Genomic DNA, 11,818 nt, shown 5'->3' with positions numbered 1-11,818 from the left:
CAGGCAGTTGGAGGGTAAATACCTCCCGACAAACCGCTCTGATCAGCCGGCACCGTCTACGCTCTTGGAAATCAACAAAACGAGGGACGGGTCATGAAGGCACTGTTGCGGATCACCTGGCTGCTGTTGTTGTGTTTCAGCCAGGTGCACGCCAATCCAACTCAGGCTCAAGACGCCGAGGCGGCCAAGGCCCTGCTGGAAAAAGCCCTGGCTTACTACCAGAGCCATGGCGACAAGGCATTCGCCGCGTTCAGCCGCCAGGGCGAATTTATCGACCAGGACCGCTACGTATTCGTGGTCGATACCCAAGGTGTGTTGCTGGCCAGCGGCGGGCCCTCTTCGGCCTTGATCGGCCGCGACGTGTCTGAAGTATTGGGGCCGGACTTGCGCCAGTCATTCAAGGACGCCCTCAAGGTACCCGAAGGCCAGGGTATCCAGCAGGCCGACTACCGCTGGCAGAACTGGAACGACGGCAAGGTCGAGCACAAGCATGTGTTTTATCAGCGCGTCGGCGAACGCATCCTCGCGGTGGGTTATTACCTGCCACGGGCCACGCCGGAACAGGCGCGCGCCCTGCGCAACAAGGCGGTGAACGCGCTGGTCAAGGATGAGGCCGGCACGCTCAAGGCCATCAACTCATTGCAGGGTGGCTTCCTGCAGGACGACCTGTATGTGTTTGTGGTGGACCTGAACACCCGACGCTACGTGGCCCACGGCACCAACCTGAGACTGATCAACACGGACTTCAGCAAGATCAAGGACCCGGATGGCAAACCGGTGGGCGAGCCGATTCTCAAGCTGATGGCCGAGCAGGACCAGGGGGAATACAAGTACCGCTGGAAAAACCCGGTGACCGATAAGGTCGAGAACAAACATGCTTATATCCGCAAGAGCGGGCACTTCATGGTGGCGGTGGGTTACTACAGCCCCTGAAGCTGAAATGCGGTAAAAAAATGTGGGGGGGGCAGGCCCCCTCCCACATTTTGATCTCTATGGTGTCCGTTATCTGGCCTTGTCTTCGCGGCCGCGCAGTACCCGATTCGGCATGGCGATGGCGGCCGCGAGCCCCAATAGAGACACCGCTGCACTCACCATCAGCAAATGCCGGAACGTCACCGCCAGTTCCCCGCGCAAGGCATCCTGCGCCGGGCCTGGAGAGGCGTTCAGCCCGTCCAACAACACGTTGCCGGAACTGCCCTCGGCCACCAGCGCACCGCTGGCCAGGTGGGCGAAGCTGGAGTCCTGCAACAACGCCAGCAGCAACGCCGACATACAGGCCACGCCCACCGCGCCACCAAGGGAGCGGAACAGGTTAGTGGTGCTGGTGGCAACGCCGATGTCGCGCTGTTGCACCGAGTTTTGCGAGCCCACCAGCGAGGTCGGAAATTGCATGCCGGCGGCGATCCCGCACAGCAGCATGAACACGCCGGTGAGCAGCACGTCCTGAGGCGCACTCACAGCCATGCCCATAATCGCCAGCGGGCTCAACAGCGCACCGCTGAGGATCATCGGTTTATAGCGCCCAGTCACCGAGGTCATGCGCCCGGCGGTATACGCGCCCATCGGCAGGCCCATCGCCAGGGGCAGCAAGTGCAAGGCCGCGCTGTCGGCACCGCCGCCGGTCACGGCCTGAAAGCGCAGCGGCATCAACACTGTCAGGGAAATGGCCTGGAAGCTGGTGAAGAAAATCGTGCACCAGCACAACACCGCGCTGCGGTTGGCGAACAGGTGCATCGGCAGTAAGGGCTCCGGCGCACGGCGTTCGTGCCACACAAACAGCGTCAACGCCACCAGCGCGCACGCCAGCAGGCCGAGCACCTGGCTGTCACGCCAAGGCCGGCCCTGGCCGATTTCGGTGATGCCCAGCAGCAAGGCGGTCAGGCCGATGATCATCAGCACGGTGCCGAGGTAATCGATGATCGGCTTGCGCTGCGGCATCGGCAGCCCCACCAGGGTGCGATAGGCCACGTACCAGGCGCCGGCGCCCAGCGGCAGGTTGATCAGGAACACCCAGCGCCACGACAGATATTCGGTCATGTAACCGCCCAGCACCGGCCCGGCCACGCTGGCGACCGCATACATGCTGCTGAAATAGCCCTGGTAACGCCCGCGTTCACGGGGCGCGATGATGTCGCCGATGATCGCCTGGCTCACCGAGATCATCCCCCCCGCCCCGATGCCTTGCAGCACCCGCGCCAGCACCAGTTGCTCCATGCTTTGGGCCAGGCCGCAAAACAGCGACGCCACGGTGAACAGGCCCATGCCGATCAGCATCATCGGGCGGCGCCCGTACAGGTCGCCCAGCTTGCCGTAGATCGGCACCGCCACGGTCATGGCCACCATGTAGCCGGAGATCACCCAGGCCAGCAGGTTGACATCGTGGAACCGCGCGGAGATGGCGGGCATGGACACTGCGACGATGGTCTGGTCCAGGGCGCCAAGGAAGATCGCCATCATCAACGAAGCGAGGATACTGCGCACCGCCGGGAGCGGCGGTGCGGGCTGATTGAGCTGAGTCACGGTAGAACCTTCGAGCCAGGCCGGCAGGCAACGGCAGCCCACGGCAATGCTCGATACGATAGCAGGCTATTCGATAGCCTCGTAAGGAAGCCCGACGTAATTTTCCGCGATGGTTTTACGCCCGGCTTCGGAGTGAATGAAGTACTCCAGCTCGCTCTGGGCAATGCGCTGGCTGAAGCCATCGGCCTCCGGGAATTGATGCAGCATCGAGGTCATCCACCAGGAGAACCGCTCGGCCTTCCACACGCGGCGCAGGCAAATGGCGGAGTAGCGTTCCAGCAAATCCACGCGTCCTTCGCCATACACCTTGAGCAGGATCCGGAACAGGGTGCTCACGTCACTGGCGGCCAGGTTCAGGCCCTTGGCACCGGTGGGCGGCACGATATGCGCCGCATCCCCGAGCAGGAACAGGCGCCCGTATTGCATCGGCTCCACCACGAAACTGCGCAGCGGCGCGATGCTTTTTTCAATCGAGGGGCCGGTGACCAGCTGTGCGGCCAGGGCGCTGGGCAGACGGGTTTTCAGTTCGTCCCAAAAGCGCGCGTCAGACCACTCATCCAGCGGCTCCTCGGCCGGCACTTGCAGGTAATAGCGGCTGCGGGTGGGCGAACGCATGCTGCACAGGGCAAAGCCACGCGGGTGCTTGGCGTACACCAGTTCATCGTGCACCGGTGGCGTGTCGGCGAGGATGCCCAACCAGCCAAAGGGGTAGACGCGCTCGAAGACTTTCAATGACTCTGCAGGGATCGACTGGCGCGCCACGCCGTGGAAACCATCGCAACCGGCGATGTAGTCGCAGTCCAGGCGATACGCCTGGCCCTGGTGCTCGAAGGTCAGCCAGGGGCGATCGGTTTTCAGGTCGTGGGGCTGCACATGGCTGGCTTCGTAAAAAGTCTGGGCCCCGGCGGCGGCGCGAGCGGCCATCAGGTCACGGGTGACTTCGGTCTGGCCGTAGACCATCACCGATTGGCCGCCGGTAAGCGCCTTGAGGTCGATATGGGTGAGCTGGCCATTGAGCGCCAGTTCGAAGCCATCATGCACCAGGCCTTCGGCCTCCATGCGCTGGCTGACACCGGCCTCGCGCAGCAGGTCGACCATGCCTTGTTCCAGCACCCCGGCGCGGATACGGCCTTGCACGTAATCGGCGCTCTGGCGCTCCAGGATAAGCGTCTGGATCCCGGCGTTATGCAGCAGCTGGCCGAGCAGCAGTCCGGAGGGACCGGCGCCAATGATGGCGACTTGGGTTTTCAGCGTTTTCATTATTTTTATCGCCCGCACGTTACACCCGAACGGATCAGGTGAAAGAGTTGTCATTGCTGAGGTAGCTGACATTTTTCACTTGAGTGGGCGGCATAAGAAGGTGAAAACTTAGCCAAAGCCTGCGCTTTTTGCCAATTGGGGCGATTACCGAACAACTATCCTGAGTGTCGGATTGAAACCATGACTAAAACCGCGATTCCGGTCTTCAAGCTTTACGGAGAAAGCCAGCAATGGCCGACCCCCGATTTGTTGCACTGCGAAACCATTTCCCGCCGCAGTCGGGAATACCAGTGGGAAATCCAGCCCCACCGGCACGCGGATCTGTGCCAGTTGTTGTATGTACACAAAGGCCAGGCACAGCTGGAAATCGAGGGCCAGCGCACCACGCTCAACGAAGCCACGCTGCAGGTATTGCCGCCGTTATGCGTGCACGGATTTCGCTTTGCCGAAGATGTCGAAGGCTATGTGGTGACCCTGGCGGCGCCGCTGGTCAGCCATTTGCAGGCCCAGTTGGGCGCCACGGCAGGCGGCCTGCAGGCGTTGGGCAGTTACCCGGCGGGCGCGGACAGCGACTACCTCAACAGCCAGTTCGCCCGCCTGCAAGCGGAATACGCCAACGAACAACCGGCACGGGACATGATGATGCACGCCTTGATCAGCGTGCTGCTGGTGTGGATCAGCCGCCAGGCCATCCAACGTCGCCACCCGCGCGCACCACGGGGCAGCGAGTATTTCCGGCGCTTTACCCAACTGGTCGAACAGCATTACCGCGAACACCCGAAGATCGAGGACTTGGCCCACAAGCTGGGTATTTCGGTCTCACACCTGAATGGAACCTGTCGCGAGCTGGGTGGGCAGCCAGCGTTGCAGATCATGCATGACCGCCAGTTGCTGGAAGCCAAGCGCTTGCTGACTTACACCAGCATGACCATCAATGAAATGTCGGAGGTGCTGGGTTTTTCCGACCCCACCAACTTCTCTCGGCTGTTTCGCCGACGGGTCGGGTTCTCACCCAAGGCGTTTCGCGAGCAACTCAAGGCTGAACCGCCGCTTACCTGAGTGCACTGAAACTGCCGGAGTGGGGAACGCAGTGGTCCTGATGGCAGCTGATCGCGAAGGTCGGCTGCATACGGGTCTGTTCCACCCGGTAGGCGGCAGTCCCGTAGAGTGCGCTGGCCAAGGCGCAGAGGGTGAAAATCATCAGGTATTTTCTGGTTTTGATGCTCATGGCACAGACCTCTGGACGGATCCACACGGTGCTGTTTAAAGCATAGGCCAGCCAGGGCGAGTTGCCATTATTGGGCGACATTCAACAGGGTTATGTCGCCCTAGAGACCGATATCCCACGCCGGCTCTTCGGGGAACCTCAGCACCAGGAAATCCAGCAGGCTGCGCAGCGCCGAGGGCATGTGTTTACGCGAGGCATACACCGCGTAGATGTTCATTTGCCGGGGGTCGGCCTGGGGCAGCAGTTTCACCAATTCGCCGCGGCGGATGTGATCGCCGGCCTGGTAACTGGGCAGCATCGCCACCCCGGCCCCGGCCAGCGTCACGCGCAGCAGGGTGCTGGCCTCGTTGGCCGTGATATTGCCGTGCACTGGCACCGACACGTGCTCACCCTGCTCTTCGAAATGCCACAGGCTTTTGCCGAAATACGAGTGGGTCAGGCAGTTGTGCCGCGCCAGGTCTTCGACTTTTTGCGGCGCCGGATGCTCCAGCAGATACGCCGGGGACGCGCACACCACCGAGCGACACACGGTCAGGCGCCGGGCGATCAGGTTGGGGTCCAGGTCGTTGCTAGTGCGGATGGCCAGGTCGATGCGCTCATCCACCAGGTTCACCGTGCGGTCGAGCATTTGCAGGTCGACCGTGACCAAGGGGTAGCGCTTGACGTATTCGGCAATGGCCTCGGCCAATTGCGCCTGGCCAAATGAAGTGCTGACGCTCAAGCGCAGCAGGCCGCGAGGCGCATCGTCGGGTTCGCTGACGGCGGCCTGCATGTCACCGCACAGTTCCAAAAGTTGCCGGCAGCGCGGCAAGGTTTCGCTGCCGGCGGCCGTGAGGCTCAGTTTGCGCGTGGTGCGGTGCAGCAGGCGCGCGCCGACCCAGTCTTCCAACTCGGCCAAATAGCGCGACACCACCGGGCGCGACAGGTCCAGATGATCAGCCGCGGCAGACTGGCTGCCCAGGTCCACCACGGTGACGAATACCCGCATTGCTTGAAGACGATCCATGATTTGCCCGATTTCAGAAACAAACTATGTCCCAGCATCGCATTTTTAGTCGTGTTTGGTGCAACTAAGCTCTGTGCACTCTTTGAACCGATTGCTGGAGCTGCCCGATGTTCTCAACCTTCAAGCGCTTGACCCTGGCCACCGCCGCCCTGGCATTTGCCGCCCATGCGGCAGCGGCCGACCTGAGCCTGGACGTGTACAACCCTGGCGAGGCGGCGATCTTCCCGGTGACCTCGGTGCTGGTCAGCGGCGCCAAGGACGCGATCCTGGTGGACGCGCAATTCGGCAAAGGCCAGGCCGAGCAGTTGGTGCAGAAGATCCGCGCCTGCGGCAAAAACCTGACCACCATCTACATCAGCCACGGCGACCCGGATTATTACTTCGGCCTCGACACCCTCACCGCCGCGTTCCCGAAAGCCAAGGTAGTGGCGCCGCAACCGGTGGTCGACCATATCAACGCCACCGTGGCCGGCAAATTGGCGTTCTGGGGCCCGAAAATGGGCGCCGACAAACCGGCCAAGACCATCGTGCCGCAGGTGTTACAAGGCCATAGCCTGACGCTCGAAGGCCAGCAGCTGGACGTAATCGGCCTGGACGGCCCGCAGCCGGATCGCAGCTTTGTGTGGATCCCCTCGATAAAAGCCGTGGTCGGTGGAGTAGTCGTCGCCGAGAACATCCACGTGTGGATGGCCGACACCCAAAGTTCGCAGTCTCACAAAGACTGGCTGGCCACCCTGCAACGCATTGCAGACCTGAAGCCGCGCACCGTGGTCCCCGGCCACTACCTGGGCACACCGTCGCCGGCCTCGGTGGCATTTACCGCCGACTACATCAAGGCGTTCGACCTCGAAACCGCCAAGGCCAAGGACTCCGCCGCGCTGATCGCGGCCATGAAAAAGCGTTACCCGACCCTGGCTGACGAAAGCTCGCTGGAGCTGAGCGCCAAAGTCGCCAAGGGCGAAATGAAGTGGTGAAACCGTTCAAACCTTAACCGGACTGGAGAACATCATGAGCACAATCGCAATTATTGGGGCCACTGGCCGTGCGGGTAGTCAACTGCTGGAAGAAGCGCTGCGTCGCGGACATAGCGTGGTGGCTATTGCGCGTAATACCGACAAGCTGGCCGCGCGCCCGGACGTCACCGTTAAACAGGTCGATGCGCTGAACGCCGAAGCCCTGCAACAGGCAATCAGCGGTAGCGATGTGGTGATCAGTGCCGCGCACTTCGCCACCCTCCCCGCCAGTGCCGTGATCGGCCCGGTGAAAAAGGCCGGCGTACCACGCTTGCTGGTGGTGGGCGGCGCGGGCTCGCTGTTGCTGCCGGGTGGCGGCCGGGTGATCGACAGCGAGGGGTTCCCTGCCGAGTACAAGGCCGAGGCCAGCGCAGGTGCTGAATTCCTGGAGGCCCTGCGCCAGGAAGCACAATGTGGATTGGACGTTCCTGTCGCCATCGGCGCTGTTCGATGGCACCGAACGCACCGGTAAATTCCGCCTGGGCCAGGATAATTTGCTGGTGGGCAGTGACGGTAAAAGCTCGATCAGCTTTGCCGACTATGCCATCGCCATGCTCGATGAAGTGGAAACACCGAAGCACTCGCGCCAACGCTTTACCGTCGGTTACTGACCCAACGCGGTCAAAAATGTGGGAGGGGGCTTGCTCCCGATAGCCGTGGATCAGTCAGGATGTAACCACTGAACCACCGCTATCGGGAGCAAGCCCCCTCCCACATTTTGATAGGTGCTCTTGCGGTCACTGCAATTTTTCAATAGTGCCTGCGACTTTCTCATTTGCCCCACTCCCCCAACCATGGCCTGATTGCCCCTTGTTCACCCAAGGCAGGCCCATGGAAAACGTTCAGGCAAAACCCACCACCGCCCTCTGGCTGATGATCAGCGTGGTACTGGTCGCCCTTAACCTGCGCCCATCGATGGCGGCGGTAGGCCCCTTGTTGGCGTCGATTCGCGGCGATGTGCCGTTGAGTTTCAGCAGCGCGGCGTTGCTGACCATGCTGCCGGTGATGGCCATGGGCCTGGCGATGTTCTTTGGCATGGGCCTGGCCAAGCGTGTTGGCGAGCACCGCAGCATTGTGTTGTCGCTGGTGGTGATTGGCGTGGCGACGTTGTCGCGGTTGTTCCTCGATTCGGCGCTGGAGCTGATCGTCAGCGCCATCGCGGCGGGTATCGGTATTGCGATGATCCAGGCGTTGATGCCGGCGCTGATCAAGTCGCGCTTCAGCAACAATGTTTCCCTGTTCATGGGCCTGTATGTCACCGCCATCATGGGCGGCGCGGCGCTGGCGGCAGCGTTCTCGCCCTTCGTGCAAGTGCACACCGGCAGTTGGCGCATCGGCTTGGCGATCTGGGCAGTGCTGGCGCTGGTGGCGGTGGTCGTCTGGTACGCCCAGCGCTCGGTGCTGCCACCGTTACCCCACGCCGGTTCAGGCGCACAGGAAGCTTTTTTCGGTAATGGTCGCGCCTGGCTGCTGGCGATCTTTGGCCTTGGCACAGCGTCCTACACCTGTGTACTCGCCTGGCTGGCGCCGTACTACGTCGAGCAAGGCTGGAGCGAACAAAACGCCGGTTTACTGCTGGGTTTCCTGACGGCGATGGAAGTCGTGTCCGGCCTGGTTACCCCGGCCATTGCCAATCGGCGCCGGGATAAACGCAGCGTGGTGGCGGTGTTGCTGGTGCTGATCATCATCGGCTTCTGTGGGCTGATCCTGAGCCCGCACCAGCTGAGCCTGTTATGGCCATGCCTGCTCGGCCTGGGCATCGGCGGGCTGTTCCCGATGAGCCTGATCCTTTCCCTGGACCACCTGGACAACCCGCGCCGTGCCGGTGGGCTGACCGCGTTCGTACAAGGTATCGGCTACCTGATTGCCGGCTTGTCGCCGCTGATCGCCGGGATGATTCGCGACCAATTGGGCAGCTTCGAATGGGCCTGGTGGGCGCTGACGGCGGTTGTGGTGGTGATGCTGTTGATCGTCATGCGCTTTGACCCCAGGCATTACGCGCAACATATCCGCTGACGTCGTGTTGCAAACAGTATTTGTCCCACCAAAAACATAGAAAAAACCTACAGCGCTTTCTATTGGCACGCCCGTTCCGTTAAGCTTTTGCGCTGTTGTGTACTGAGTTCGGTACAGCGGGTTTACGGACGGAATGGATGCTAAACAGTAACTTGCTCAGAAAACTCGATATGCAGGACTTGATGGTGTTTATCGCCGTCTACGATCAGAGCAGCGTTACCGATGTTTCAGAAACGCTGTTCGTCAGCCAGTCCACCGTGAGCTACAGCCTGAAGAAGCTGCGCACCAGTTTTGAAGACGAGTTGTTTATCAACACTCGGGCGGGCATGCGTCCTACGCACAAGGCCACGACCATGTACGGCCATGTGCAAAAGATCCTCGAAAGCATCAACCTGTGCCACGCCGGTGGCCAGGCCTTCGATCCCACGCAGAAGGCCGTGACCTTCAATATTTGTGCTCCGGAATACTTCGAGCAATTGATCCTGCCGCGCCTGTTGAAAACCTTCGACCGCGCCGACCTGCCGGTGATCGTCAATGTGCAGAAACTGGAAACCGACATCCCCGCCGACGACCTGCGCGAAGGCCGCCTGGACCTGGTGATCTGTTTCGGCCCGCATTTTCACCGCGCCCATAAAGACTTCAAGACCCAGATGCTGCTGGAAGACGATTTGGTGTGCGTGTTCGACAAACGCTCGGCTCCCCGGGAGCCCGCGTTCAGCCTGCAATCGTTCGTCGAGCGGCGCCACGTATTCCCCACGCCATGGACGTCCGATACCAACATGATCGACGGCTGGCTCGCCCGCCAGGCCCACAAGCGCCACGTGATCGCCCGGGCCAACAGCTACAGCGCAGCCTTAAAGATGATCACCGGCACCGACTTTATCGTCACCCTGCCCCGCCGCGTGCAAAAGCTGCTGGCTCTGGCCCCCGCCTACGGCCACTGCGAGGCGCCCAACGGGTTGCCTGGGTTCACGCTGGATATGCAATGGAATGAAACCAGTGAACAGGACAGCGCCAATACCTGGTTTCGCGAGCAAGTGGTGAAGGTGTGTGCCGAGCAAGGTCTGCTCTGAACACCGGTGGTGAGGGAGCTTGCTCCCCCACCCGCCGTGTTAATGCGTATCAGCCGATTGCGACTTTGCTATAAGCGTCGCGATCCATGTCGACCAGTTGAACACTGAGTTGAACCTGCACGTCAGCCGGCCAGTCGCCCAGATCCTGCAATGCCGCCAACAGGCTCTGGGACAACTGCTGTTTGACCTGCGCCGACCGCCCGCTGAGCAACGACAGCTTCACCGCGATAAAGCCGCGTGAACTGAGCGATGTACCCACCTGGAAACTCTCGACTTTCACCGCGCGGCTTTTGATATCGAATTCAGAACCGAACTGCCCGGATGCCATCAACACATTGTTAAGCCGCAACAAGGCCTTTTCGACGGCCAGGCCTGTAAGGTTGGCGGTGTATTCGAGGTGCAGGTGGGGCATGGGTGTCTCCGAGTTCTTGTAGGAAGATTCTTAGATGTATACCACGGATAAACGCTTCAAGCCTTGGCCCCAAGCCCTCGATCACTCACAAACGCCTCCAACCGCGAGCGTACCCAGCGCTCGGCCGGGTCGGTGTCCACGTGGCTGAGCCAGACCATGGACAAGTCCAACGTCGGTGTTTCGAACGGAAACGGCTCACAGAACAGGTTGCCCGACACCGCCATGGCTTCGGCGGTGTAGTCCGGCAGGCTGGCGATCAGGTCGGTACCGGCCAGCAATGCGGGCAAGGCGCTGTATTGCGGCACCGACAGCACCACATGACGCTTGCGGCCGATTTCTGCCAGCCACTCATCGGCAAAGCCCGACACGTTGGCGGTGTGAGACACCAGCACGTGGGGGCGTGAGCAATATTCATCGAGGGTCAGCGGCGTGTCCGAGGCATCGGCGCGCAGCAGTCGCGGGCGGATATGGCGCAGCAATTTGCGCTTGGCATTCGCCGGCAGCCCACGGGTTTGGGTGATGCCGACGGTAATGTCACCGGAGGCCAGCAGGTCAGGAATGCGCCAGTAATCCACGTGTTGCACCACAAACACCACCTGCGGCGCTTCCTGGCGCAAGGCGCGCAGCAACGGCGGCAGCAGGCCGAATTCCACATCGTCGGACAGGCCGATACGAAAGGTCATGGTGCTGATGGACGGGTCGAAATCGTGGGTCAGGCTCAGCGCCGAGGACAACGAATCCAGGGCCGGTGACAGGTGCAGGATGATCTCCTCGGCGCGCGCCGTGGGCTCCATGCGGTGGCCGACCCGAATGAACAACGGGTCGTTGAACAAGGTGCGCAAGCGGTTGAGGGCAGAACTGATGGTCGGCTGGCCGAGAAACAGCTTCTCGGCCACCCGCGTGACATTGCGCTCCAGCATCAGTGCTTCGAAGACCACCATCAGGTTGATGTCGGCCTTGCGTAATTCATTGCGATTCATCGGCGCCTGCCTCTTCCCCACGACAGGCCGCAGTGTAGAAAGCGCGGCGCGCGGCGTCTATGCGCCTATCTGCCGATACGCCGCAAGGCCCGCGGCTCAAGGCTTGAGCGGAAACTCCTGATCCCGCTCAGAAAGCTCCGTCCCGTCGTCCGGGTGCTTCCAGGTCTGCGGTTTCTCCTCTTCGTGCTGCCGCTGGGGTTGTTCGCGTTCCGGCTCGTCTTGTTGCTTGCGTTCGTTACCCATAGCCATCTCCCATCCGTAAGAATTGGTCACACCTTTAAGCATAGAACAGGCTGGATGATTTGAACGC

At 61.4% G+C, this 11,818-nt stretch carries 12 protein-coding genes and 1 pseudogene; 6 read left to right on the top strand and 7 right to left on the bottom strand.

Annotated elements, in window-relative coordinates:
• Positions 1-93: 93 nt before the first annotated feature.
• Positions 94-933 carry a cache domain-containing protein gene (locus tag AB4O25_RS25960; protein WP_460150149.1) on the top strand — a complete coding sequence of 280 codons (840 nt, stop codon included), beginning with the start codon at positions 94-96 and terminating at the stop codon, positions 931-933.
• A gap of 69 nt (positions 934-1,002) precedes the next feature.
• Here AB4O25_RS25960 and AB4O25_RS25955 read toward each other — a convergent pair whose 3' ends face one another.
• Both AB4O25_RS25955 and pobA read right to left on the bottom strand, forming a co-directional pair.
• Positions 1,003-2,520 carry an MDR family MFS transporter gene (locus AB4O25_RS25955; RefSeq protein WP_026067169.1) on the bottom strand — a complete coding sequence of 506 codons (1,518 nt, stop codon included), beginning with the start codon at positions 2,518-2,520 and terminating at the stop codon, positions 1,003-1,005.
• A 66-nt stretch (positions 2,521-2,586) separates the two neighbouring features.
• Positions 2,587-3,771: a 4-hydroxybenzoate 3-monooxygenase gene (gene pobA / locus AB4O25_RS25950; protein ID WP_175404186.1), complete on the bottom strand. Its 1,185-nt coding sequence runs from the start codon at positions 3,769-3,771 to the stop codon at positions 2,587-2,589.
• A gap of 189 nt (positions 3,772-3,960) precedes the next feature.
• Here pobA and AB4O25_RS25945 point away from each other — a divergent pair, with 189 nt between their 5' ends.
• Positions 3,961-4,839, top strand: coding sequence for a helix-turn-helix domain-containing protein (locus tag AB4O25_RS25945; protein ID WP_017526698.1), 879 nt, complete (start codon positions 3,961-3,963; stop codon positions 4,837-4,839).
• Here the strand turns inward: AB4O25_RS25945 and AB4O25_RS25940 are convergent.
• Both AB4O25_RS25940 and AB4O25_RS25935 read right to left on the bottom strand, forming a co-directional pair.
• Positions 4,832-5,008, bottom strand: coding sequence for a hypothetical protein (locus AB4O25_RS25940; RefSeq protein WP_017526699.1), 177 nt, complete (start codon positions 5,006-5,008; stop codon positions 4,832-4,834). The two genes, AB4O25_RS25945 and AB4O25_RS25940, sit on opposite strands and share 8 nt — an antisense overlap.
• Positions 5,009-5,108: 100 nt before the next feature.
• On the bottom strand, positions 5,109-6,014 hold the full coding sequence (locus tag AB4O25_RS25935; protein WP_017526700.1) for a LysR family transcriptional regulator: 906 nt from the start codon (positions 6,012-6,014) through the stop codon (positions 5,109-5,111).
• 107 nt (positions 6,015-6,121) lie between these two features.
• On the opposite strand from AB4O25_RS25935, the gene AB4O25_RS25930 reads away from it, so the two are divergent.
• From AB4O25_RS25930 to AB4O25_RS25915, 4 genes and pseudogenes are all read left to right on the top strand, one after another.
• Positions 6,122-6,988, top strand: coding sequence for an MBL fold metallo-hydrolase (locus AB4O25_RS25930; RefSeq protein ID WP_460150148.1), 867 nt, complete (start codon positions 6,122-6,124; stop codon positions 6,986-6,988).
• A gap of 34 nt (positions 6,989-7,022) precedes the next feature.
• Positions 7,023-7,638, top strand: a pseudogene (locus AB4O25_RS25925) (NAD(P)-dependent oxidoreductase).
• A 220-nt stretch (positions 7,639-7,858) separates the two neighbouring features.
• Positions 7,859-9,043, top strand: a complete 1,185-nt coding sequence (locus AB4O25_RS25920; RefSeq protein WP_460150147.1) for a cyanate transporter — start codon at positions 7,859-7,861, stop codon at positions 9,041-9,043.
• 137 nt (positions 9,044-9,180) lie between these two features.
• Positions 9,181-10,116, top strand: coding sequence for a LysR family transcriptional regulator (locus AB4O25_RS25915; RefSeq protein WP_065877072.1), 936 nt, complete (start codon positions 9,181-9,183; stop codon positions 10,114-10,116).
• Between the two features lie 49 nt (positions 10,117-10,165).
• Here AB4O25_RS25915 and AB4O25_RS25910 read toward each other — a convergent pair whose 3' ends face one another.
• From AB4O25_RS25910 to AB4O25_RS25900, 3 genes are all read right to left on the bottom strand, one after another.
• A complete protein-coding gene (locus AB4O25_RS25910) occupies positions 10,166-10,528 on the bottom strand; it encodes a 5-carboxymethyl-2-hydroxymuconate Delta-isomerase (protein WP_065877073.1) in 363 nt (120 codons plus the stop codon).
• 56 nt (positions 10,529-10,584) lie between these two features.
• Positions 10,585-11,508 (bottom strand): LysR substrate-binding domain-containing protein, encoded by a 924-nt coding sequence (locus AB4O25_RS25905; protein ID WP_460150146.1) that lies wholly within the window; start codon positions 11,506-11,508, stop codon positions 10,585-10,587.
• Positions 11,509-11,604: 96 nt separating this feature from the next.
• The gene (locus AB4O25_RS25900) at positions 11,605-11,751 is read right to left on the bottom strand and encodes a hypothetical protein (RefSeq protein ID WP_175404185.1); all 147 of its coding nucleotides are present in this window, start codon (positions 11,749-11,751) and stop codon (positions 11,605-11,607) included.
• Between the last annotated feature and the right edge of the window lie 67 nt (positions 11,752-11,818).

The sequence above is a fragment of the Pseudomonas sp. S3_A03 genome (genome assembly GCF_054668275.1).
This window is presented reverse-complemented; position numbering and strand designations above follow the sequence as displayed.